A 24,429-nucleotide genomic window follows, 5' to 3' on the forward strand; every position below is an offset into this window, starting at 1 on the left:
ATGAACGATTAGCGAGCGTCGGCGTTTTGGCCCTTTACCAGTGGCACCTGTTCGCGAGCTCCTGAAAGTGACGTGCAAACCGTCCAATATTGGTTGCCGGGTTACCTGATCCAGATTTGTAGGAAAGGACCCAGCAGTGCCCAAACCCAGCCATGCGCTTAACTGAGCCGTCGTAGAGGGGCGCTTTCGCTCCTAAGTTAGACCAGGGAACCCATCAAATACATACTAGCGCCAGCCTTGATGCCTACAGTAAGCAGCTCAAATACAGAATGCTGATAGTCTGACCCAAGAGTGTTTCAGGTCGGCAAACAGTGGATTTTCTCTCCGTGCGAGTTCGAAATAAGTAAGGCAGCACTTAATCGCGATTACTTCTGTGTGCAGAAAAAAAGTATATTTTGGTGTCTATTTATTTTCGCTTTTTTTGGGCATCAGCTACACCATAATGAATAAAAATACGAAGATTAAATGTATTCTGAAGCAGGGTGGGGGCCAGTTTTACGTTTGTTCCTTGAAGAAAGGATTATGTCATGAAATTAAAATATCTCGCCTTGGCACCTTTGTTGATCTTGTTTGCAGGTGAATCATTCGGTTGCTCAGATAGGGAGTTTGAGCAGTGCTGGAGTGTAAATCTAATTGTTGGCACCGCTAGGGACTGTAAGTGCTTTCCAAAAATTGATCTGCCACCGCCTATACAGCAAGCAAATGATGAGGGTAAGAGGCTGCTTGCTAATGTTAGTCGGGAAGTACAGAATACACCAGAATCAATTAACAACTGTTTGAGTGATGCACAGAAGTGCGTAGTGGAAATTATATCGGCGCCGTTGGCGCTGACTGTGCAGGGTTACATCGACGGATTGTATAGGCAATCTGAAGGTAGATCTTTCCCGTTTTCAAATGAATTTATTGCTTTGGCGCAACCGTACTATAGCGTTGATCTTCATAGCATAACGGTTTCAACAAATATCGATACCGGTTCTGGGATGTCGGTTTCCTATTGTGATCGAATATTTTTTGCTGGTAATGGCAGTGTGTGGGAAGACCAAGCTTGGCTTAATCATGTTCTTCACGAAATAGAACATACAGTTCAATGTCAGCAAAGAGGAAAGCGTACGTACTTAGCTGAGTATGTACTTAAGGTCGGCCTCGATGTGCTTAAGACAGGACGCTTCGATGTACATGATATGCACGATTATGAAGTCGCTGCGAACGCTAAAGCAGACCAGGTGACGGCGCCGATATGGGCAGCTATCCAAAACGGAGCACCTCGACCTCAGACTCAATACGCATCAGTACCGGTGCCGATACCATCAGGGCCAGTAATGAATCCAGTCAGGTTTTGTCAAACCCAGTTTGGTGCATGCCAAATTCCTCCAGCAATGGTTCCGATGGGGACACCTTGTTATTGCACAATGACGAACGGTCAGCGAATAGGCGGAAATGCGTTTTGATCACGCCACGCGTCTGAACGACCAGCCCTGCTAGGCACAATCTGATGCGCTCAGCAAAGGTGAGCACCGCATAAAAAAGCAATCATGTGGCACGGAAAGACCCAGCAACATCTCAGCCCAGCCGGCAAGCCGCTGGACTGAGGCTATAGGAGAGACACGGTTTCGGAAGCCAATCAAGACAGACACTGTCGGCGGGAGTGATACATGCAAACACTAATGGGGTTGCAGGTCTAACCAAGCAGCTGCTGGACCGTATCCAAGGGCATGCATTTAGCGACGTAAGCTCAAAGCATTACGACCGATATGATTATTTCAAAGAGAAGAAGGTCGGATTACAGCGATGGTCGGTATGGCTGCAAAAAAATGTGATCTCTGACGAATTTCGCTAGCAGTGGAAACAATGCGGGCCTGGTAGAGTGATGATCTGTAACTCTTTAAACATTCCAAAAATATGGTGGTCTGAAAGAGCGTCCAGAACGATTCACGAACTATACTGAGATACAGCATGGCTCCAGCGTAGCATTAGTGATAGATACCACATGCTTGTAGGAACATCTCACCTGAACAGGAAGGTACGATCCCACTATGTTTGGAACCACAATCGACATACTAAATTTTTTCATTGAGTCGTTGCGTCGCAGTCCCAAAGCTCGAGCTTTGGTGCTCATAATTTCACTCAGTGGTGCTATCGTAGGTGCTGTGGTTCGTGTCTTATTATTGTTTGCTGTTCCGGATTTTTTTATTGATACTCCGGAACTTAATCAGGCCGCAGTAAATACCTCTTTGGGGTTTATGGTTGGCTTTGGTTTGTTGTCAGTTCTAGTCTGGATTTCCTATAGCGACCTTCAACTCAAGGGGGGAGATATTTTCAATATTGAATTGGAGAGGATACGAGAAGAACGCAATACGATTCAGGAACGACTATCGGAAGCTCCAAAGTCAGAAGATGTAATTGATACGATACAGTTAAATCTTAATCAATTAAGTGAGTATTATGTTATAAATAAAAGCCAAGCACGCACTAGCTTCGGCTTCAGTGTTTTCGCTATTGTTTCAGGTCTGGTCTCCATTATTGGGGGTGTATGGTTGTTCTATTTTAAAGAAACACCAAATTTTCAGTTGACTGCGATTTCTTCGGTTGCTGGGGTGCTTGCTGAATTTATTGGAGCGGCATATTTTTATGTTTATCGGAAGAGTTTGGAGCAATTAAATTTTTTCTTCATGCAGTTAGTGCGCATGCAGGATACGATGCTCTCCGTTCGCCTCTGTGAGCAGGTTTTACCCGAGGATCGACAAATGCAATTGCGAGCTCAGATCATCATGACATTGCTTCAGCGGAGTTCGCAGGGTGTTATTTTTCCTCAATCATCGGACGCCAAATAGAAGAAATACCCAATATGCGTTCGCAAGTCGTAGAGTCGAAAACAGCCGGCGCCCATAGTGACATCGATGCCGGCTTGGAACTCAAAGTCCGTAATATTTTGAGAGGGCTGCGGTAAGAATTCCGGCGCCAACTTGAGCGGGGATTTCCCAGGCTGGAGTGCCTGCTTTGATGATCATTGCACCGACCCACCCACGGACATTACTTCCAAAAGCCTGAGGATTTGACAGAATTTCCTTTGTATCGCCCTTTACAAGTTTTGATTTACGCGGCTTTCAGAGGGGGGAAAGAAAAACTTACCTAAACGACCGGTTTCCCGTGGGTTAACATAAACGGGAATGGCCTACTGCCCTTTTACAGGTGAGGGTCGACGTCCCAAGATGATAAACAAAAAACCGGTAGTGCCCGTGACGGGCCTGTGTGAAGGGACCATCGGGAAGGTGCTGAAACGTTGAATTTACGGGGCAGAAGCGGCCTACAGGTACGCTAGAAGGGGTTCGAATCCCTATCAGCACATCCGCACATCAAGTGGGATACCAATAGGCTGCCGACCTATAGCTGCCAGCCATTAAGATTAATTATCGATCCAATACTGATTTCAATAAGCTTATCATACTGGCATCTACTACCTTGGCGAGTGCTAAAGCTGGGTACAAAAATTGAATCGGGCTAAAAATGAGGTGTATAATTTTTAGCTATAAGTATGGTTGTAATAGCTATATTTGTACTAAGCCAGACTTTTCAATTGCAAGCACTCCCTCAACACTATGAAGTTTCGCTAGCAGGTCGGGTTGAATGGTCCCGGTCACTACACCAACCCCCGATAATACACCCTCAAGGTGTAAACCTGCGGTCTCTAGCTCGGAGGCAATATTGTGAATATGAGCTCTATCCGCGTCCTGAATGGTTATTATGACCTCAATGTCTGAAACGCTTGGAGCGGGCATGGGGGGATCCTCGTACAAGATGATCACACAAGTGTCGTGGCGCAACGACTTTAGGCGCCACGATCCTTTTTTGACAAAGCCTAACCAGCATTGGTTCAAGGAGCTTGAACCAATCCTCTGCCGACATCAATAACTGGATCAGAAAGAGACCTTGCGTTCGATATCACTCGCTGCCATAAGGTTGCTCCTCGATCTCCTGTCGCTTCAGCCCAAAGGGCAGCCACACCGGCAACATGTGGTGTGGCCATACTGGTTCCGGAGATCACATTGAATTGGTCAGGCAATGGCCAAGACGAGTAAATGTCAACGCCGGGGCCTGTGATGTCAACGGCCGTGCCCGGAGCGAGCACCGTATCCCTTGCAGAAAAATTGGCTGTCTGAAGCCGATTCGCCAGGGCACCGACACTCATGAATGTTCGGCTATTCGCTGGGCGACCTACAAAACCGAACTCACCTACTTGTCGTCTTGCATTATTTCCCGCAGCTGCGACTATTAGAGTTCCTGCATCCAGTGCTCTCTGCCCTACGGCCTCATAGGCCGTAGAGGTTGACGTTATGTCAGCTCCTAGAGACATTGAGATTATTTCACTACCATTGCTAATAGCCCAATCAATTGCAGCAAGGATTCCGCTATCGCGGCCGCTACCTTGATCTGAAAGTACTTTACCAATGAGTAGCTCTGCATCGTGAGCTACGCCATATCGAGCACCTCGGATAGGAGACATCGGCCCACAGGCAGTCCCAGCGCAGTGTGTGCCATGACCATGCCCGTCTTGGACTGTAGGTACGCCTGTGATAAACGACTGGCTCGTTACATTCCTTCCAGAGAAATCTGGATGTAAAAGGTCTAATCCGGTGTCTAGTACCGCAACTTTAATACCTAACCCTGAATATCTTGAGAAGCCGGCTTTTGTTGCCAATAGTCCCCAAGCTACTGCTGGGGTGTCTTGATAAAACTCTAATGCTCCAATATTAATACTTTTCGACTCATCAAGAATTGCCTGCTCATATAGAGCAGTGGCCGCATCTTTAAAGCCTCGGAGATATTCTGAAGAGATCGAGGAGTTGCTGATGGCATGCATTATGCCCTCTGGTTCAATTGCTAAAATTGAACTTCCACCACCTGATATCTCTCGAGCCAGTGAAATCGCGCTCACGGTCTCTAGATTTACTACCGCGACACCCAGATTTTGGAATAAAACTCCCCCAGTTTCCGGCGTTTGAGCTAAATCGACACCTAATACTCCGAAGTCAGAGCTAGACATAAGCTTTGACTTTGTAATTCCAGTCATCTTTTTTAGTGATGCAAGACCTTCTTCGGCAGCTCCCGTACGAAATGTAACGATAAAACTCCCGGTCGTGTCCATTTCACCTGATTTTATGCTTGGCATGACTAATACCTCAGTGTGTTATGCGGATGGCGAAGGTTGGCTATAGCTAATGCTATGGATCGCGTGCCTAGACACTAGCGACGAAAGATGCAAGCAGGTTCTGTGAGTCTAAACCGTGGTGTTGTTTTAATTTTTAAGATCGATAGCGTCTTGACATTAGTAAAGCTGCCTCCTTTTGTCCAGGAGCGCGGGGGTATCCCTGCGTGCCATCGATAGGTGCCGCCGACGCCACTGAAACGGTGCCATTAGGGAAATTACAGGGAGACCTGTGGATCGGTTGATTTTGAAGATGTAAAAGCGCCTTAAATCGCATTTTCTTCCGGGTTCGAATAATAATATGTCGCATGCAATTTCATGGCTGCATTGATTTGTTTTCTAGCTTTGGCTAGCAACGTTGAAATTCATCAGCTATACCGAATTTGGCTAATAGCAAATGGCTATTTGTAGGAAATGTCTAATGAAATAACAAGGAGCTCCCGCGTCATGAGAAATCTAATAGTGCTAGGTTTTTTGGCGGTAATGTTAAGTGGGTGTAACACTTGGGGGATAATTTTCTCCCCTAAAGTTGATCCGTCAGACGCAAAGGGTGAATGGAATGCGGTTGTGCCACTATCTCTGACTTCCTTCAGCGATGGAGGCCATGGTGAACCTAGTGTTTGGTCAAGGTTGTTTGATGGAAGGGCAGAAAAATATGTTGGGCTGTGTAAAGGGAGTGATGCAGGTGCAGCCGGTGCAGGAGTAGCGGTAGCGGCTATCGGTGGTGCCGCGTGGGACATTGCAGTAAACGCGGCAAATAGCAAGGTAGATGAAATAAAGGCTAAGTCAATGAAAACTTGGTCTGCGACATGGGCGGTAAGTGTTGCAGATGTGAAAGCAACTAAGTGTGTTGCTTTGGTTAGATATAAAAAATCTTCGAATGAGTTTACGGATCCCCAGATGGTAATTCTTCTTCATTTAAAAAGTTTTGAAGGAGGCAAGGCATATCAGGTTATCCCATTATTCATACTATCCAAGACTAGTATTGCGCTGACCAAAGATGATGGTGGAGGGCAGGGGGCGGTCGGGCTATCAATTGCGGTTGCGCAAGCTTCACTAGATGGTGATGAGTTAAAGGAAAGCACTGGAGAGGCAGTAACAGTAGGGGGGGGTTGCGGTAAAGGAGAATGGGGAAAATGAAAGTGGAAGTCCCTTAGACGTTGGGATGGCGAAAGCAGATAACTCCATGCAAGGTTCGAAGCCAATTATTTATCCAAAAGGCACCGACGTTTACTTGAAGTTTGCGATAACTGAAACAGGCTCTTTGTCAGGGGATGATGCTAGAAGTAAGGCAGAACTCAAGGCTGTGACCGATGCACTTGGTCCGATTGCCAAGGAGGCGCTCAAGAAGCGATTTGCCCCAGATAGCGGTGATTGACCCTCCAGATCCCCTTTGGCCACTGTCACGGGGGATTTGCCTACATTCCATTAAATTCGCTCAGACTACGGAGCGTTAAATTGCTTGGGTCATTGCGCAAACTTGCTTGCGTAAGGATGCTAGTCAGGGGCGGGTTATATTGCGAATGTCCGCTTCAGCCGTTCTCTGCCGGTCATGTCCAAGAATTGTGCTGGTCAAATCCGATGCAAATGACGGGTCAAATCGAATGCAAATGGGTGGGCAAGTCCGTGTCATTACCCAATTGGATCTGAGTAGGTGGGACTATCGACTGGACAAACTCGCCATGCTGATAGAATGCACTCGCTGCTCATAACCTCCCCCTCTTGAGAATTGGCATGAATCCAGATTTAACTGAAGAAGAAATGCGCCGCGCGCTGTTCGGTGGTAGCGAGCAAGCTCCGCAATCCAGTGAATCCCCAGCGCAGAAGCCCGTCTCGGATATCGTGATCAGACAACCAGCAAAAGTGGCCGAGAAAAAGAAAGTCGCGAAAACATTTACACCCAGGCTGAGAGTCACGCTTCGAGTGGGCAATGAATTTGAAGGCGAGACGCACGAGATGGTTCATGAGGCCGATACGTTAAGTACCATTTTAGCCGAGCAAGAAGCTACGAGGGCAGCCAAGAAAAAATTCCGATTTGTGGAAGTGGTTTCGATCAAGTCAATGTAAGAGAACTTTCCCAAGGCTTGCGGGCAAGGTGTGGAACGCTTTTCACTTGGCGAATGACTCGAACGATCTCTTTAGGATGGGGGATCCAGGCCTGATGTCATTGATGGGAATCGACCTAGTACGGTCTGTCGATGCCGGCAGTTTATCCCCGATTGCCGCCGCTGATATCCGAAGATCGTTTACAGCTACAGCGTTGTGCAAGCGAACGCGGAAGTGTTTTTGGTATGCAACATAAAACAATCTCTAGAAGCTCACAGCGGCGTTACTTCACCCCTGATACACATGAGGCTCCCCCGTGTCCATTTTGGGCGCCACCTTCTTCGCTGGAGACTTCAGTCGCCCAGCACGCTTCACTGGCCCCGAATAATGGCCCGAGGTAACCATCTGGTTCAGGCGCTCATGCGCATGTTTGAGGTCAGAAGGGCTTGCCACAAAAATGCTATACACCATGTCAAACTTGATCAAGTTAGCTCTCCTCTTCCCTTATCGTGGGGAGCTTTCATTGTCAGTGTTTGGATGAGCCGTGGCTTGCCGCAACTGAGTGAGCTCCGCAGAATATTGTTCCGACAGTCTTTGGGCTTCGGCCAATTGCGCGCTTGCCTGTGCCAGGTCCTCCTCTAGTCGCTTAGATTCGGCGCGCGACGTACCGAGCTGCTCTTGAAACGCTTCCTTCGCTCCGACTGCCTTGGCAACAGCTGTCTTCATTGCAGTAATCTCACCGGTCAATCGAAGCGCCGCGTCTTCCTGCGTCGCGACCACTTTACTCTGCTGGCGAGCCTCACTCAGTAGGCGCTCATTATCTCTGTTCAGTCGAGTCAGCTCATCCTGCTTGAGCATCAACGTTTGCTGCAGCTGTCGCAGCTCAACCTGAACTTGCTGCACCTGCCCTTCGTGACGACGTTGCTCTTGGTCGCGCTGATCCTTTACGGCCGATCGGTAGTGCTCAAGTGCGTCACGAGCATGCGAGTGCTTTTCTTCCAGCGAGCGAATCTGCTCGTCTTTCTCATGCACCCGTACCCCTAGGTCAGCACAGCTTTGGCTCAAGCGAGCATTGCAGGTGAGCTCGGCTTGCAGGCTTGTCTGACAAATCTGCAACTCATCCGCTTGAAGCGCTAACGCCCCTTTCTGACTATCCACTTCACGCTGCAATGAGGTGAGTTCGGCACTCAAGCCGTCGAGCTTTTGCTCGAGCTCGCTACGCTGCTCGTCGAAGCGCGCCTGAGCGTATGCAAGAGCTTCGCCGCCCTCCTCCGTCATTCGCTCTAGAGGCCGGCAACAAGCTCGGTTAATTCATCACTCAGCCGCTCTCTAGAGGCTCGCGGCCGGGGGTCAAAATCTTCTATTTCCTTCAAATAACGGTGAATAGTGGTTTTTGAGCCGGTATTTCCCAGCACGATGCGCACGGCGTCGATGCTCGGATTCTCTCCCCGAGCAAGCAGCGATTCCCGGGCTTTATGGACAATCGCCTTGTTAATTCCGCCGCGTGCCATTTTTCTCTCCTACGATTTCGTACTGTTTTACATACCACGTATATACATATCACTTTCCTGCTATAAAAGAACAATATAAGGGTGATTCTTTGATAAAATAATGGAGCGTTATCGCATCATAGATCGATTTTTTGCCTTTTCTGGCCCTGAAAAAGTACGTTTGGCGTAGGACTGACATGAACAAGGCGGATCGCTACCTGCAGGCCGGCACCGGGGACAACACCCGGCGCAGCTACCGCGCCGCGGTGGAGCACTTCGAAGTGACCTGGGGTGGGTTTCTCCCGGCGACTGGGGACGGCATCGTGCGGTACCTGGCTGAGTACGCCGACCAGCACGCCATCAGCACGCTGAAGCAGCGCCTGGCCGCCCTCGCCCAGTGGCACCTCACCCAGGGCTTTCCCGATCCGACCAAGACACCGGCCGTGCGGCAGATGATCAAAGGTATCCGGACGTTGCATCCCGCTCAGGAAAAGCAGGCGCCCCCCCTGCTCCTGCAGCACCTGGAACAAGCCGTTCAGGGGCTGGAGCAAGACGCGGAGCAAGCCGTCGCCCGCCAGGACCTGGCCGCCCTGCTACGCAGCCGGCGTGACATCGCTTTGGTACTGATTGGGTTCTGGCGCGGTTTTCGCGGGGATGAGTTGTCGCGCTTGCGGGTGGAACACACCCAAGTGCAGAGCGGGGTCGGCATCAGTTTCTATCTGCCGCACAGCAAGGGCGACCGCCAGCACCGCGGCACGACATACCGTACACCGGCGCTGAAGAAACTCTGCCCCGTGCAAGCCTACGTGAACTGGATTACCGTCGCCGGCATCGCCCATGGTCCTATCTTCAGAAAGATTGATCGTTGGGGGCACTTGGCGGAGGATGGCTTGAATGCCAACAGCCTGATTCCACTGCTGCGACGAATTTTTAATCGCGCGGGCATGTCTGGCGATCTGTACACCAGTCACTCACTGCGTCGCGGCTTCGCCACCTGGGCCGCAGCGAATGGCTGGGATATCAAAGCCCTGATGACGTACGTCGGCTGGAAGGACATGAAGTCCGCCATGCGCTATATCGACACGGCAGACTCTTTCGGAGAGTTGGCGATGGTGCAATCGCCCCCACCCTCGGCACAGCCCCAGCTTCCTGCCTTGGCACTGACTGAAACAATCAGCGACGCGCATGTCAAGGTCAACACGGAGCCTCCAGCCTGAGCGGGGCAAACCACTGGCTTTCCGCTTGTCCGATTAAACGCCCCAGCCAGAAAGCTGATCGCCCTCCCCTCGCCGGGCCAGGTTTGGCCTCGTTGGTTCGCTGGATGGATACCCATTTGATGGCTTGATCACGGGAAGTAGCTCCACAAAACGCCTTTCGCCTCGGGGAATCGCGCCCTGGCTAGCCGCAAAAATTCAGTCCCCATCCCTGGCCACCTAGGTCTGACACATAATTGCCAAGTCGCCAACGCACCGTCGCAAGAGCGCTCGCATACTTGCTCTCCGGGCAGCCAAACCCGTACGCACCTCGCGTATTGATGCAGAGCACCCGCAATGGCAAATCTCCGGCGGATGAAAGCAGACCAAAGGCGAGCTCAGCGCAAGCTGCAGTGATGTCTGTCGCCGCCTCAGGTTTTTCTCAAGGCTGAAATCAATAAAATATCAACAAATATATATTATCTGTTGACGATATATTTTATTGCCTCTAGCTTTGCACACGCGCAGCCGATGCCGCCCTCCGATGCGGTTCCGACTCTCGACAAAAAAAACTGTGGCTGGTGGCAACGGCGCGCTTTGGTCGGCCTAACGCGTAACTTGCCTTCCAGCCACGTACAGCGTTGGACCGACCGAGTGGAGCGCTGTTGTGTTTCTAAAGCTTTGGCGATCGGGCGTTTATACGGCCGTTAATCCTCATTCCGAGTAACAACCATGTATAAAAATAAACAAGCGTGGGATGTGCGTTACGAATTCAAAGCGGTTGCTCTGATGGCTTTTGGCTTCGGCCTCGTCGGCCTGGACAGGTTCATCATCTTGCCGCTATTCCCGGTGATGATGAAAGACTTGGGGCTTGACTATCAGGACCTGGGCAACGTGACAGCGATACTGGGCTTGGCCTGGGGAATCTCGTCGATTTTCATGGGGCGGCTTTCCGATCGCATAGGTCGGCGCAAAGTCCTGATACCAGCAGTGTTGGTGTTCTCACTGCTGGCCGGCCTATCCGGGCTGGCGACCGGCATCGGTGGGTTGATGCTGATCCGCGCGATCATGGGCGTATCTGAAGGCGCTTTCACCCCGACGGCGTTGGCGGCGACCGCAGAGTCATCGCACCCACAGCGACGCGGTTTGAACATCGGCATTCAGCAGGCTTTTTTTCCGATCCTCGGTTTAGGTCTTGCGCCCATTCTCGCCACCCAATTGCTGCTTGTCGTCCCTTCGTGGCGCTGGGTGTTTGTGATCGTCTCGCTGCCAGGTTTTTTGCTGGCATTGGCAATGTACCGTCACTTGCGGGAAACACGTGCCGCCAGTTCAGAAAAAACCGAAACCAATGCCCTGGTGGCTCACCCGCGTTGGCTGGATGCTCTGCGTACTCGAAACGTATTGCTGAACATCGTGGGCATGTTCTGCATGCTGACCTGCCTGTTCGTCATCAGCGTGATGATGCCCAACTACCTGATGGACTATCTGCACCTTGAAGTACAGCAGATGGGCGTGGTCATGTCTGCCATTGGCCTTGGTGGTTTTTTAGGGCAGTTGATCATGCCGGCCGTATCTGACCGCATTGGTCGTAAACCTGTGGTGCTCATATCGTACATCGCCACTGGCACCTTTCTATGGTTGCTGATGGGCACTGGTGCCGAACCGAATAAGTTGTTCGCGCTACTCTTTCTGACGATTTTCTTCAACTTCAGCATGATCTGCATGACGGTCGGGCCACTCACCAGTGAATCCGTGCCGGTCGCGCTGACGTCCACCGCCACCGGGTTGGTGGTGGGCATTGGTGAGATTTTTGGCGGTGGTGTCGCCCCGGCGATTGCGGGCTATATCGCACAGCATCATGGGATCGAAAACACCATGTGTCTGGCTCTTGGTACTTTGGCGGCGGGACTGCTAGTCGCGATCTGTTTACATGAAACAGCACCCGCAAAGCGGCTGATTCAGGTATCGAAGGCATAGGCCGCGTTTAACAGAATTCACTCTCCACCCGGAGAGCGACAGGACGTCGGAATGGAATGCTTGTTTGTAAGAGAGCCCTCCGTGCCACGCACATGATGAGCGTGCCAGCGTCAGGCGCCACGATCGCCCGGCGCTGATTTATTCCTAGAGCGATGCATGGAGGTAACGGGCCGGCCACAAGCCGGTGCCGCCTCATTTCATGTTCGCCATGACAGTGCGCCAAATCCACGTGTCCATCCATGCGCATGCGGCGATCCCCTTCCTTGAGGAATAATCCGTTGTTTTTCAGAAAAATGAAGCTGGCACCCCGCTCAATTGTTGGCTTTGGATCGATCGGCTTGGTCGTCCTCATGCTTGGCCTGTTCTCATTGAGTATGGTCAAACAACTGAGCTTGCAGTCCGAAGCCATTAGAGAAATATGGGTTCCCGGAATCATAGGGCTTGCAGCGTTGAATAAAGGGGAAGATCGCGCTGGAATAATGACCTTCCGGATGGTCGTTTTACGGGACCCGGTCGCCTTGGCTGCCAATCACACGGCGCTGATGCAAGTACTCGACAGTGTTCAACATCAGCAAGAAAGTTTTGCCGCAAACCTGCACCAACAATCAGAGATAGACATTTTCGAACGTTACTTGCTCGCCTCAAAAGCGTTTCGCCACGAACAGCTTGAAGTGATTCGACTGGCAGCAGAGGGTAAGCTGCAAGCGGCTACCGAAATACTCAATGGCCCTATCGATAAATTTGCCATGGCACTGGGTGCTAGCTCGGATCAACTGTTGGATTTTTATCTGAAGCATTATCACGAGGCCGCTGAAAACGAACAGCAGACCCGTGATCGTGTCGTGACAGGAGTCATTACAGCAATGGCGCTGTCCACGCTACTGACGGTATTTCTGGCAACGCTCTACACGAAAAGTATCAATCGGCCATTGTTTAACGCTCTCAAGGTAGCGGAGAACATTGCACGAGGTGATTTAACCTCAGTAATCGAAGATACCGGCAAAGATGAACCCGCTGCACTGCTTCGGGCACTGAAAGCCATGCAGGGCAATCTTCACGACACCGTGCTACGTATAGCAGACACTTCCACCCTGCTGGCTTCGTCCTCCCAACAGTTTCATGCAGTGATCGCGACCGCAACGAGTGGACTCCAGGAGCAAAACAGAGAAATTGAGCAAGCCGCCACAGCCGTGAATGAAATGACCGCGGCGGTCGATGAAGTGGCGAGAAACGCCTCGGCAACTGCGCAAGCTTCTCAAACCACCGATGTGGCGGCACAAACTGGGAAAGCCCGCGTCGCCGAGACACTCGACTCACTCTCTGTATTAGCTGAGGGTATTTTGATTACCGCTGATCGAGTCGAATTACTTGCAAGCAGCGTATCCGGAATCAACCGAGTACTTGAAGTCATACGGTCGATCGCTGAACAGACCAACCTACTGGCGCTGAACGCGGCGATTGAAGCCGCCCGTGCTGGCGAAGCAGGTCGAGGTTTCGCCGTCGTCGCCGAGGAGGTGCGGGCATTGGCGTTCAGAACGCAACAATCGACGGGCGAGATCGAGCACATGGTCGGAGAGTTGCGCAGTGTGGCAACACATACGTTGTCATCGATGCAACTCAGCACCGATCGTGTTCACACGACTCTGGCCATTGCTAAAGAAGCAGATTTAGCGTTGCAACAGGTGACTGTCGCCGTTGAAACGATCAGCCAGATGAATATCGTCATTGCCAGTGCGTCCGAGCAGCAAGCCCAAGTTTCTCGGGAAATTGACCGGAGCTTGATCAACGTTCGTGATCTTTCGGTGCAAACCTCAGCGAGCGCTGTGCAAATTCAATCGACCAGCCAAGACCTGTCGCTCTTGGCCACGGGCCTGCGCGGGCACATCAACAGATTTCGCCTCTAAGTATTCGGCATTTTCGCGTAAGGTTTTCCTTCATGATCGAATTCCGCCAAGTCACCGCTTACCAACAGCAGACCCGTGTCTTCGACCGACTGTCGTTGAGGATCGGGCCGTACGAACGCGTCGCCATTCTGGGACCCAATGGCGCAGGTAAAAGCACCTTGCTCAAACTGATAAACCGGGAGCTATACCCCGTTGCGCAGGAAGGCAGTTACCTGAAGCTTTTTGGCAGCGAGACCATTCATCTTTGGCAGTTGCGGGAAAAAATCGGTTTTGTGTCGCATGACCTGCAAGAGAACTACACACCCTTCACTACGGCATTAGAGGTAGTCGTTTCCGGTTTTTTCGGTGCCATAGGTGCTCATGAACACCTACAAGCGACGGATATTCAAGTCGAGCGGGCAAGGGAAACGATGCGCAAAGTCGGGATTGCGCAGGATGATGCGTGCCTGTTTCAACGACTTTCCACAGGTCAGAGGCGACGACTCCTCCTGGCCAGAGCGCTGGTTCATCAACCCGAAGCGTTGATTTTTGACGAGCCCGCCAATGGCCTGGACCTGGGCGCCAGCCAGACCATGCTGGCGCTGTTGCGCAGTTTTTGCGGTGAAGGCCGGGCATTGATCGTCACCACTCACCGCCTTGACGAGGTGATTCCTGACATTGACCGCGTGATCCTGATCAACCAAGGACGCGTTATTGCTGATGGACTAAAGGCCGACATTTTAACCAGCAAAAATTTGTCGGAACTGTATCAAACCAAACTGAATATCACCGAAAAAAACGGTTGGTATCGCTGCTGGCACGACTGAAGTTGCGGTTCAAATCAACGCTCGCTCTACGCTAACGTGTCTTGATAAGCGAGTCCCATAATCGCGCTTACCGCAGACTGATCATCGACGCCAAACGGCAGCCTTCAAAGGTCATTTACTTTGGTGGCTCGCTGGTGGGCCGAGGCGAATGCCACTCCCTCCTGCAGATAGGCTCTGGAAAACGCCACGGCATCATGAGCCTGGGGGGTGGCCACACCAAAACCACGCAATACCATCAAAATCACCGCGTCAATATAGGCTTGCGAGTCGTCCACTTCGCGTTGAGTCATACTGCGGACCCCTTCCAGCGTAGCGCCAATCAGCGCATCAACGCCTGCTTGCATCGAAGGTATGTCGAGCAAACCTGCGCGCCGCCCCGCCTCCAGATCGCTGAATACATACTCCAGCAAGATTGACTGATGCGACACCAGCTCCGCCCTGAGAAAAAATGCCGCCCAGCGACGGTCGGTGTGCGCACGGAGCAGAAAAAACCGCATTGCCGTGCTGATGCGCTCCAACGGGTGAGTCAGCACGTCATAGATGGGCAAAATATGCAGGGTCATGCCATCAGTGGCTTCCTGGCCTATGGCAGCTAATGCCTCATCCAATGAAGCAAAATGCTTATAGAACGCTCCTCTGGAAATCTGCGCGACCCGAGCCACATCCTCGATGCTCACCGAAACCTTTGAAGGGTCTGCCAGCAAGTCCATAGCCGCCGTCAGTATTCGGGCGCGCATCGCTTCGCGCTTGCGTCGAGCAGTCACGCTGCGGTGATCCTGAGGTGCCTCCATAGCCCCCCCCTCCAAGGCTGGTCGGTCCGCTCCCATTATTCCTTTTTGCATCCAAATGCCGCCTTCTATAAATAATATATATCTTGAATGTAAAAATATATTTAATTAGTATCAAATTCGTCACCGTGACGGATTCGTCACTATTGTGACACAGGCTCCTCCAAATAATGCCAATAATAGGAAAAGCTATGAACTCCATCATCCGTAACGCAAATATTGATGCCCAATCTGATAGTAGCGACCTTGTTGCCGCAGCCAGCGGCTTGGTCGAGACCTTGCGCTTGCGCACACGTGAGGTCGATGAACTGGCCCGTCTGCCTGAAAGCACTGTGGCTGAGCTCGACGCCATAGGAGCTTTCGACCTGATGATCCCGCACCAGTATGGCGGCCTGCAAACCAGCATCAGAACTTACATGGAAGTGATCAGCGAGATTGGCCGTGGCGATGCATCGGCTGGCTGGACTTGCGCACTGATCAATATTTGTAACTGGATGCTCGCTGCGCTGTATCCCAAAGCGGTCAGCGACCCCATCTTCGCCAGCGGAGGCAAGGTACGAAGCAGCGGTGTGCTGTCTCCACGCAAAGCCAAGGTCAAACGCCAACCCGGCGGCATTCTCATTGAGGAAGGCTTGTGGGGATTCAACAGCGGCGTTTACCACGCGCAGTGGGACCTGCTTGGGATTCCAATCGTCAACGAACAAGGTGAAACCGTCGATCAGGGCCTGGCGCTTGTCTCGACGCAGGACATCACTCTGCTTCACGACTGGGACACCATGGCACTGCGAGGAAGCGGCAGCACTTCGGTATCGGTAAAAAATCTGTTCGTACCCAATGAACGCATCGCCTCGGTGTCCAAGGCCATCGCCGGCGAGTACGCGTCTACACATTTGCAAGGTGAAGCGCTTTATCGCGGCGCATTTATCCCGCTATTGGCAATCATCTTGGTATTCCCGGCTCTGGGCATTGCCAAGGCGGCATTGGAAACCTTTCTCGCCAAACTACCCGGTCGTGGCATCCAGTACACCTGGTACAACCAACAGGACGAGGCGGCAGTCACCCACCTGCAGGTGGGTGAGGCCTCAGCCAAGCTCGATGCGGCTCGCCTGGTGGTTGAGCGCTGCGTGGACGAAATCGATGCTTGTGCCGCCAGTGGATCAGTGATGGACCGGAAAACCCGCGCGCGAATTCGCCGCGACACCGGTTATGCCAGCCAGCTGATTTGGGAAGGTGTTGATCTTCTGGCTACGGCCAGTGGCGGCTCTCTGGCGGGTAGTTCCAACTCTTTCAACCGGCTGTGGCGTGACGCAAGAGTCGCTAATTTGCACGGGGTGGTGTGTACCTCCACCAATCTCGAGTTGTTTGGGCGAATCCTTTGCGGCAAAGAAGCCAATACCCCCCTGGTGTAAATGTGCGATCTGGTAGCCGCGTAACCCACTGGCCGCGGCGACCGAATGGAGTATCACTATGAATAATGCACAGCATGATGCCGAGAAGTTTCGCCGTGTAATGGGTCGCTTTGCCACAGGTGTAACAGTGGTGACCTACGAACGAGAAAACCATCCGGCGGGTATGACGGCCAACGCGTTTTTGTCGGTGTCACTTGAGCCACAACTGATCCTGGTATCTATCAAAAACGAGTCACGATTTTGTAAACACATCAAGCAAGGCGACTGTTATGGGGTGAATTTCCTTACTGAACAACAGGAGCACCTTAGCGGTCACTTCGCCGGGCGCACCGTTGAAGGCTTGGACGTGGTCATGAACAAAGTTCAAGGCGTTCCAATCATCGAGGGCAGCCTCGCCCACATTGTTGCTCGGGTAGTCCAAATCCATGCGGCCGGCGATCACCAACTGTACATCGCTGAAGTGGTCGAACTTGTTGAAGCAGAACAAGCGCGGCCGTTACTTTTCTTTTCTGGAAAATACGGAAAATTGAACGCGGCATGAAAATCAGAGAGTGTGTATTCAAAACACCGTGAGGTCTGGTATAGGGGGGCTAATCAATGACGTGTCTACGAACAGGCGCTTACCGATCGAGTGGTTAGAGGTTCAGCGCTAAAGGCTGCCGGTTATAGCGCCCAAGGTGTTTCTGACGAGCAATAGCCTCTTAGCTCAACACAGCTGTGAACGAAACAAAAGCAGCACTGGGGGATTTCAGAAGCCGGCGTCGGCTAAAGAAATTGCACCTGTTTATCAAAAACACCGTCCGGTTTGCTATGGGGCTTGGCCATCACCTCAATGGCTTACCCCGGCTCGCCCCCACGCCGATTCCTGCCTGTTCGCTCCGGCTAAAGGAGTATGGGGGCGAACTTCAAGTGTTGATTAATTTCGCGACCGTACCTGACTGCCTGCACCCTGCCTACGCTCGCGCCCGAACAGCTTCAGCAGACCAGACTGCAGCGCCCAAGCCGTAAGATGATCGATTCGCGCGGGTCAGGCCGTTTTCGGCATCAACGCTGCGCAAGATAGGCTGTCAATCGCGCATCATCTCTGAACAAAAACTCATGAAACAGTTCGCCGGAGTTTGCAGATTTTTTACCTGCTTTTACACGCGCGCACCAACAAAAAAGGGTCCGCGCGGGACCCTTTTTTAGCAAAACGTGGGTTACTGAGTACGCCACGATTCGACAACATCGGCGCCAAATTCAGTCTTCCATTCTTTCAACTGGCGATGATTACCACCTTTAGTCTCGATCAACTCACCCGTTTTCGGGTTCTTGTAGATCTTCACGCTGCGGGCCTTTCTCACCCCTTTTGACGCTGCGACAGGTGAGCGCCGACCGGAGTGCGGATCTAAAAGATCGATGACGTTTGGCAAGCTAAAACCATACTCGGCCAGCAATGCACGTAGTTTGCTTTCAAACTCAATTTCTTTCTTGAGACCTGCATCCCCCTTCATAGCTTCGAGATCCGCAAGCTGTGATGCGAGTTGTTGTTCGAGTTTGCGGAATTCAGCAAGACGTGACATTGGTAGCTCCTAACCGGTTTTCAGTGACTAAAGATAGAACGCTTTCAGACTGCACTTCCTGGGCGGACATCTCAAACTACCGCCTAGCCTTGCATCCTTGGCGCCCAATACATTGACAGAAGCTCTTCCGATAAGCTCGCTCAAAATATGAGACCTGCCAGCTTAATTTTTTTAATTGCTCATATTGGGGCAACTTAGCTACTTCTGTTCAACGAAACACTTTCGTCTAACGGTGAATGGCTGCCGCCATTTGCCGAAACGATACGCGGGCTCGGAGCGGTGGTTCTAACCTTGTTTCAGAGCCTCTGTTAACTATCGATTTGTAATAGCTCGTCTTGCCTGGACCAGAGTCTCGCGTTGCAGAGCGCTTATATGGTCCACCAGGTACCGCGCATCCTGCGCCACCCCCGAAAAACTCCCCGATCCCCATGCGTACAACCATGGCAAGCCAAGGAAGTACAAACCAGGCTGTGTCGTCACCCCACGTTGGTGGCCAGGATGACCGCGACCGTTGAAGACCGGCGCTTCGTGAACGTCCGATGGATATCGCGCCTCTGGCGGCGCACTTCCTCAAACAGACCGGCAAGCGTCTGAACATGCCCGGGCGGCGCCTGCGTAATAGCGATATCGAGCGTTTGCAGAGCTACTCCTGGCCGGGAAATATCCGCGAACTGCAAAACGTAATCGAACGCGCACTGATCACTTCGAACGGTGCCGACCTGAACCTCGACCTGCCCGACGAACCTAAGACCACCGTCATCCACCAGCCTTCCCCTTCGTCCGCGATCATGACCGACGCGCAGATTCGCGAGTTGGAGCGCAACAAAATGCAGGCCGCGCTCAAGGCAGCTGACGGCAAACTGTTTGGCAAAGGTGGCGCAGCCGAACTGCTGGGCCTCAAACCCACGACATTGGCATCTCGACTTAAACGCCTGGATATCAGTTGAGGTATGTAGAGTGGTGTCATATTGACTTCAATTCATAGTCCTAATGACTATCAAGAATTGGGGTCATATTGACTATTGAAATCCTAACATTTTGAATATTAAGGCTTTTATAGTTGGCATGGTTTATGAGACATCCTAAGCGTCAAATACTGGCCTATAGGAATCAACATGCGAAATCCCATCTCTCTTTGCCTCTCTTTTTGCTTTCTTCTTCCTACCTTCAGCATGGCGGATCAAGTTATTCGAGAAGTGCGCGAAACCACTGCTGGCAAAGGTTACGGCGCACTGACAGGCATGATGGTCGGTGCCGCTACAGGCGGCCCGTTGGGGGCGATTGCCGGTGCTGGTGCCGGCTTCTGGCTGGGGAGTTCGGTACAGAAAGCATCAGGCCTGAGCGGCACTGCCTATGAAGTAGAAAACAGCCAAGGGGACCGCAATACCGTGCGCTCCCCCAATTCTCGCTTCACAGTAGGCCAGCAGGTCACTCATAAAGGCTCTCGTCTCGTGGCGCAGCCCGAATAGGCAATACGCCAAGGGCGATGAAAGCGTGACAGAAACTGTTGATGTGGCGGTGATTTATCCGTGAAGCGGGTGACTCGCCGCTCAAGCCACAGATACGAACGGTTATGTCAACAAACTGTGCTTCAGCACCGAGTCAGTCGTCGCTTGGTAATGTTTCGATAGCAGTTCGCAGGCCTTTTCGGCGTCCTTAGCCAGGGCTGCATCCATCAACTGTCGATGTTCGAGCGGAACGTCTCGCACGGAACTTTCAGCGTAATGCATCGACAGAAAACGATAGCGCGCCGTCTGGTCCCGCAAGGCTGCACATAGTCGTAGCAACGTCGGAGAATTGCAGCTGGAAATCAACGCCTGATGAAAGACTTCATGGGCATTTTCCCACTCAGGTTTCAGTAGACGTTCAGGCCCTTCGACGATGGTTAGGCGATCCAGTCGGTGATGGGCGGCCAGCACACGACTCTCCCACTCCACATCACCCTTATCGATCGAATCGGCCAAAGCCTTGCACTCAATATGTAAGCGTGCGGCCGTAATGTCGGCGATCTCCGATGCCGAGATACGACCAACACTGAAACCTTTTTGATCTGCTGCCGAAACGAATCCACTGTTGGCCAAGCGCGATAACGCCTCGCGCAGCGGAATCACTCCCACCTCATAGGCTTCTGCCAATTCCTTAAGGCGCAAGCGGCTGCCTGGCGCCAAATGGCCATTGATGATGTCTTGGCGAATTTTAGTTTCGAGCTGCGACGCCATGGTCCGCTTCTCGGCGGTGTCGACGGATTGCCACGGGATCAAGGGGAAATTCACGGTCAACTCCATTTTTCGTTCGTCCTCAAATCATACACACATCGAATAATTTCTCACATTCGATAAAAAATATATTTTTTAATTGACGTTATATTTTATTCATTCTAGCTTGTTCTCACACCGTCGGTACTGCTCCTCACAACCGACGCATCCCAAACCAACAAGAGAAACAAGCCATGCGTTACGTCCGCTTCCTCAATCAAGGTCAACCCGTCTTGGGCGTCGTCACTGCCGAAGGCGTTCGCGTGCTAGGTGCCGAATCTCTTGAGTCGCTGCTGGCTCGCGGTGTCGACCTGAGCACCCATGCCGAAGGCGCCAACGGCGCGCTGGTCGAGATCGCGGAAAACGCCTATCTGCCATTGATGCAGTGCCCGACCAAGATCATTTGCGTTGGTTTGAATTACGCCGATCACACCAAAGAGTCGCCTTACGCTCAACCGACCTACCCAACCCTGTTCCCTCGCTGGAACTCGAGCCTGACAGCTCACAACAAGCCGCTGGTTCGCCCACGCGCTTCCGACACCCTCGACTATGAAGGTGAGATGGCAGTGGTCTTGAAAAGCGGTGGTCGCCATATCAAAAAAGACGAGGCGCTCAAGCATGTCGCCGGATATGCACTGTTCAACGAAGGCTCGGTGCGCGATTACCAATTCATTTCGCCCCAGTGGACCGTTGGTAAAAACTTTGACGACACCGGCGCATTCGGGCCGATACTGGTGACCGCAGATGAGTTGCCAGCAGGCGGCAAAGGCCTGCTCCTGGAAACACGTGTGAACGGCAAAGTCGTCCAGTCCGCCAACACCAACGACATGCTGTTCGACGTCGCGACGATCATCTCTACGCTGAGCGAGGCCGTGACACTGGAAGCAGGCGATGTGATTGTCAGCGGCACTCCGGCAGGCGTCGGTTTTGGCATGAATCCGAAGGTCTACCTGAAAGCAGGCGATGTGGTGGAAGTGTCGATCGAAGGCATCGGCAAACTGGTGAATCCAGTCGTAGACGAAGCCTGATTACATCGATTCGAACTCGGTGCAGGGCGAACACCGCCATGCACCTCACAATAAGAATAATTAAATGGAGGCAATCATGAGCGTGTCCCATGGTGTGCATTCAATCGATCATTACGCGCTGAACGTTCCATCGCTGGATGAAGCCTGTCAGTTCTTCGAAAGTTTCGGCCTTGATGTTGAGCGTGAGCCAGATCAGCTCGTCTTACGGGCAGCCGACGGCCATATCTGGGCGAAAATTTTTCCCGCCACGTCCAAGTCCCTCGCTTACCTGAGCTTCAATTGTTACGAGCAGGATTACGCCGCGTTACACCAACAGATCAAAGCCGTCGGCGGACGCTTTGAGAGCCATCAAGAGCCGGGAATCTGGTTTCGCGACCCGGACGGTAATCTGCTGAACGTAAAGGTCGGCGAAAAAACCATGCCCAATCAGAAAACCTCCCCCACTATCGGTGGCACACCACCTGACAGCCGCGGTGCGACCACCCGCGATGCGCTGAAGCTGATTCGCCCTCGCCGCCTGTCCCATGTTCTGCTGTTCACGCCGGACGTACTTGCGGCCCTGCATTTCTACAAAGAAGCCCTGGGCCTGAAGCTGTCGGACAAATCAATGGATATCATCGCCTTCAGCCACGCCTCTCATGGGTGCGACCATCATTTGGTCGCCTTCGCCAAAAGCAGCGCAAAGGGTTGGCATCATGCTGCGTGGGAAGTCGACAGCATCGATGAAGTCGGTGCCGGTGCTTCCCAAATGGCTGCCGCCGGACACGTGAAAGGTTGGGGGACAGGCCGCCATTGCCTGGGCTCGAATTATTTCCATTACGTGCAGGATCCCTGGGGCTCTTTCTGCGAATACTCGGCAGACATGGACTACATCTCCGAAGGTGTTGATTGGCCTGCCGGAGATTACCCGCCGGAAAACTCCCTGTACCTGTGGGGGCCAGCAGTGCCGGACAACTTCATTTTCAATACGGAAGCGGAACTCCCTGCCCCCGTTTGAGGCGCTCACCCCCGCCCCAACGTGCCTGAAATCCCTCAATTGCACGAGTCTTTTCATCGTGCAACAGGTCCGGCCATGACCGGAAATCATTGCGAAGTACATGAGGCAAAGAACATGAATCAGCACACCACAGTCGATGTCGCCATTGCCGGTTACGGCCCCGTGGGCCAGACCCTGGCCATACTGTTGGGTCAAATGGGTTATTCAGTTGCCGTATTCGAGCGCTGGCCCGCGCTTTACCCTCTTCCACGAGCAGTGTTCTACGATCATGAGATCCGTCGAATATTCCTCGCCATGGGCCTAGCTGATGAGCTGGAAAAAATCTCCCAGCCGTCAGCGCGTTACCAGTGGTTCAACGCCGACTGGAAGGTTCTGGTCGAGATTGATTGGTCTGCGGAGTCGATCAGCGATGGGCCGTTCGGCTACCTGTTCAACCAGCCGGCGCTTGAAGCTGAACTGGATCGTAAAGCCAAAACTATCTCCAACGTGCAAGTCCACCAAGGCTGGGAAGCGACGGCGCTCACGCAAGATGCCACGGGCTGTGACATGGTCCTCAATCAGATCATTCGCGAAGGCGGCCATTTCTCGCTCGGCGACAAACAGCAAACTGTTCGTGCTCGCTATGTGGTGGGCGCCGACGGCGCGAACAGCTTCGTACGCCAGGCATTGGGCATTGAATGGCAAGACTTAGGCTTTCAGGAAGATTGGCTGGTGGTGGATTTGAAACCCAAGCCTGGTGTGGAACTGGATGTGCCCGATATCGGCCAGTGGTGCAATCCCGCACGGCCGACGACCATGGTTCCAGGCGGGCCCGGCTATCGCCGTTGGGAGTTCATGCGCCTGCCACACGAAAGCATCGAAGACCTGCAAGACACCAACAAGGTCTGGTCGCTGCTGTCGCGCTGGGTGACGCCCGACACCGCGGACCTGGTCCGCCACGCGGTCTATCAGTTCCGCTCACGCATCGCCTCGAACTGGCACAGTGGCCGGGTGATGTTGGCCGGTGATGCTGCCCACGTCATGCCACCCTTCATGGGCCAAGGTATGTGCTCGGGAATCCGTGATGCATGGAACCTCTCCTGGCGCCTGGACCTGCTATTGCGTGGCCTGGCGGACGATAGCCTGCTGGACAGCTATACGCTGGAGCGTAAACCACAAATTCGCGCCGTGATCGAAGCCTCTATGGCGATGGGCAAAGTCGTCTGTGTGTCTGACCCCGTCAAAGCAGCTGAACGCGATGAGGCGTACTTGAGTGGCAATGTCGCACCGCTGCCTCCGTTTCCGGGATTAACCGATGGTCTATTACAAAAGGATGGCCAATTGCGCGGCATTCTTGGGGTGCACGGCTCGATCGAAATCGGTGGCAAGGTCAGCCGTTATGACGAAGTTATCGGAGGCGGCTTCCACCTGCTTGTCCGAGGAGGCCAGGATCCTCTGATATCACTCGCGCCTGAACAACTGAGTTTCATTCGTGACTACAACCTTAAGGTTGTCCGACTCGACAAAACGGCTGACAGTGCCAAGGGCATCTATCGCGACGTTTCAGGCAAGTACCTGCAATTCATGACCGAAGCTGGCCTGCAAGCTGTCGTCGTCCGACCGGACTTTTACTGCTTCGGTGGCGTGGCGAAGTTATCTTCACTTCCTGACCTACTGGATTCGCTACGCGAACAACTGCAGAACGTTACCCGCCCCAGCAACGCAATTATTAGCGAGGTGACGTGTCACGCGTAACACTTATGACCCGCGGGCAAGGACGCCCCGAATCTAA

21 protein-coding genes and 2 pseudogenes are annotated in these 24,429 nt (G+C 52.5%); 16 read left to right on the plus strand and 7 right to left on the minus strand.

Going from position 1 to position 24,429, the window contains the following annotated elements:
- Positions 1-527: 527 nt before the first annotated feature.
- Entirely contained in the window at positions 528-1,448 is a 921-nt protein-coding gene (locus K5K95_RS25405; protein ID WP_222586655.1) for a hypothetical protein, read from the plus strand.
- Between the two features lie 585 nt (positions 1,449-2,033).
- Positions 2,034-2,831 (plus strand): TRADD-N-associated membrane domain-containing protein, encoded by a 798-nt coding sequence (locus tag K5K95_RS25410; RefSeq protein WP_222586656.1) that lies wholly within the window; start codon positions 2,034-2,036, stop codon positions 2,829-2,831.
- 1,040 nt (positions 2,832-3,871) lie between these two features.
- Here K5K95_RS25410 and K5K95_RS25415 read toward each other — a convergent pair.
- A complete protein-coding gene (locus K5K95_RS25415; RefSeq protein WP_222586657.1) occupies positions 3,872-5,167 on the minus strand; it encodes a S8 family serine peptidase in 1,296 nt (431 codons plus the stop codon).
- Between the two features lie 483 nt (positions 5,168-5,650).
- On the opposite strand from K5K95_RS25415, the gene K5K95_RS25420 reads away from it, so the two are divergent.
- The 3 genes from K5K95_RS25420 to K5K95_RS25430 all read left to right on the plus strand — a co-directional run bounded on the left by K5K95_RS25420 (position 5,651) and on the right by K5K95_RS25430 (position 7,270).
- A complete protein-coding gene (locus K5K95_RS25420; RefSeq protein WP_222586658.1) occupies positions 5,651-6,343 on the plus strand; it encodes a hypothetical protein in 693 nt (230 codons plus the stop codon).
- 25 nt (positions 6,344-6,368) lie between these two features.
- Positions 6,369-6,581 (plus strand): hypothetical protein, encoded by a 213-nt coding sequence (locus K5K95_RS25425; RefSeq protein WP_222586659.1) that lies wholly within the window; start codon positions 6,369-6,371, stop codon positions 6,579-6,581.
- 356 nt (positions 6,582-6,937) lie between these two features.
- Complete coding sequence (locus K5K95_RS25430; RefSeq protein WP_074876652.1) at positions 6,938-7,270, plus strand: hypothetical protein; 333 nt, start codon at positions 6,938-6,940, stop codon at positions 7,268-7,270.
- Positions 7,271-7,753: 483 nt separating this feature from the next.
- On the opposite strand, the gene K5K95_RS25435 is transcribed toward K5K95_RS25430, so the two are convergent.
- Both K5K95_RS25435 and K5K95_RS33265 read right to left on the minus strand, forming a co-directional pair.
- The gene (locus K5K95_RS25435) at positions 7,754-8,527 is read right to left on the minus strand and encodes an integrase (protein WP_261398057.1); all 774 of its coding nucleotides are present in this window, start codon (positions 8,525-8,527) and stop codon (positions 7,754-7,756) included.
- Between the two features lie 5 nt (positions 8,528-8,532).
- Positions 8,533-8,760, minus strand: a complete 228-nt coding sequence (locus K5K95_RS33265; protein WP_261398059.1) for a DNA-binding protein — start codon at positions 8,758-8,760, stop codon at positions 8,533-8,535.
- Between the two features lie 176 nt (positions 8,761-8,936).
- On the opposite strand from K5K95_RS33265, the gene K5K95_RS25440 reads away from it, so the two are divergent.
- The 4 genes from K5K95_RS25440 (at position 8,937) to K5K95_RS25455 (ending at position 14,619) form a co-directional block, all read left to right on the plus strand.
- Positions 8,937-9,956 carry a site-specific integrase gene (locus K5K95_RS25440; protein WP_222586660.1) on the plus strand — a complete coding sequence of 340 codons (1,020 nt, stop codon included), beginning with the start codon at positions 8,937-8,939 and terminating at the stop codon, positions 9,954-9,956.
- A gap of 708 nt (positions 9,957-10,664) precedes the next feature.
- Entirely contained in the window at positions 10,665-11,909 is a 1,245-nt protein-coding gene (locus tag K5K95_RS25445) for an MFS transporter (RefSeq protein WP_222586661.1), read from the plus strand.
- Between the two features lie 293 nt (positions 11,910-12,202).
- On the plus strand, positions 12,203-13,813 hold the full coding sequence (locus tag K5K95_RS25450; protein WP_222590421.1) for a methyl-accepting chemotaxis protein: 1,611 nt from the start codon (positions 12,203-12,205) through the stop codon (positions 13,811-13,813).
- Positions 13,814-13,845: 32 nt separating this feature from the next.
- Positions 13,846-14,619, plus strand: a complete 774-nt coding sequence (locus tag K5K95_RS25455; RefSeq protein ID WP_222586662.1) for an ABC transporter ATP-binding protein — start codon at positions 13,846-13,848, stop codon at positions 14,617-14,619.
- A gap of 104 nt (positions 14,620-14,723) precedes the next feature.
- On the opposite strand, the gene K5K95_RS25460 is transcribed toward K5K95_RS25455, so the two are convergent.
- Positions 14,724-15,410, minus strand: coding sequence for a TetR/AcrR family transcriptional regulator (locus tag K5K95_RS25460; RefSeq protein WP_222586663.1), 687 nt, complete (start codon positions 15,408-15,410; stop codon positions 14,724-14,726).
- Positions 15,411-15,598: 188 nt separating this feature from the next.
- Between K5K95_RS25460 and K5K95_RS25465 the strand changes: the two genes are divergently transcribed.
- Positions 15,599-16,816, plus strand: coding sequence for an acyl-CoA dehydrogenase family protein (locus tag K5K95_RS25465; RefSeq protein WP_222586664.1), 1,218 nt, complete (start codon positions 15,599-15,601; stop codon positions 16,814-16,816).
- Between the two features lie 58 nt (positions 16,817-16,874).
- Entirely contained in the window at positions 16,875-17,357 is a 483-nt protein-coding gene (locus tag K5K95_RS25470; protein ID WP_261398062.1) for a flavin reductase family protein, read from the plus strand.
- 658 nt (positions 17,358-18,015) lie between these two features.
- Here the strand turns inward: K5K95_RS25470 and K5K95_RS25475 are convergent.
- Complete coding sequence (locus K5K95_RS25475) at positions 18,016-18,378, minus strand: histone-like nucleoid-structuring protein, MvaT/MvaU family (protein ID WP_222586665.1); 363 nt, start codon at positions 18,376-18,378, stop codon at positions 18,016-18,018.
- Positions 18,379-18,690: 312 nt separating this feature from the next.
- A pseudogene (locus tag K5K95_RS33270) lies at positions 18,691-18,906 on the minus strand (FAD-dependent oxidoreductase); the annotation flags it as partial.
- On the opposite strand from K5K95_RS33270, the pseudogene K5K95_RS25480 reads away from it, so the two are divergent.
- Both K5K95_RS25480 and K5K95_RS25485 read left to right on the plus strand, forming a co-directional pair.
- Positions 18,897-19,325 (plus strand): annotated as a pseudogene (locus K5K95_RS25480) (helix-turn-helix domain-containing protein); the annotation flags it as partial. The pseudogenes K5K95_RS33270 and K5K95_RS25480 overlap by 10 nt on opposite strands.
- A 168-nt stretch (positions 19,326-19,493) precedes the next feature.
- Positions 19,494-19,847, plus strand: a complete 354-nt coding sequence (locus tag K5K95_RS25485; protein ID WP_261398066.1) for a hypothetical protein — start codon at positions 19,494-19,496, stop codon at positions 19,845-19,847.
- Between the two features lie 102 nt (positions 19,848-19,949).
- Here K5K95_RS25485 and K5K95_RS25490 read toward each other — a convergent pair whose 3' ends face one another.
- Entirely contained in the window at positions 19,950-20,651 is a 702-nt protein-coding gene (locus tag K5K95_RS25490) for an FCD domain-containing protein (protein WP_261398067.1), read from the minus strand.
- A gap of 176 nt (positions 20,652-20,827) precedes the next feature.
- Between K5K95_RS25490 and K5K95_RS25495 the strand changes: the two genes are divergently transcribed.
- The 3 genes from K5K95_RS25495 (at position 20,828) to K5K95_RS25505 (ending at position 24,392) form a co-directional block, all read left to right on the plus strand.
- Positions 20,828-21,661: a fumarylacetoacetate hydrolase family protein gene (locus K5K95_RS25495; RefSeq protein ID WP_222586666.1), complete on the plus strand. Its 834-nt coding sequence runs from the start codon at positions 20,828-20,830 to the stop codon at positions 21,659-21,661.
- Positions 21,662-21,725: 64 nt separating this feature from the next.
- Complete coding sequence (locus K5K95_RS25500) at positions 21,726-22,658, plus strand: VOC family protein (protein WP_261398069.1); 933 nt, start codon at positions 21,726-21,728, stop codon at positions 22,656-22,658.
- Between the two features lie 114 nt (positions 22,659-22,772).
- Positions 22,773-24,392: a bifunctional 3-(3-hydroxy-phenyl)propionate/3-hydroxycinnamic acid hydroxylase gene (locus tag K5K95_RS25505; RefSeq protein ID WP_222586667.1), complete on the plus strand. Its 1,620-nt coding sequence runs from the start codon at positions 22,773-22,775 to the stop codon at positions 24,390-24,392.
- Positions 24,393-24,429: the final 37 nt, after the last annotated feature.

It is taken from the genome of Pseudomonas sp. DR48, from assembly GCF_019823085.1.
GTDB lineage: Bacteria > Pseudomonadota > Gammaproteobacteria > Pseudomonadales > Pseudomonadaceae > Aquipseudomonas.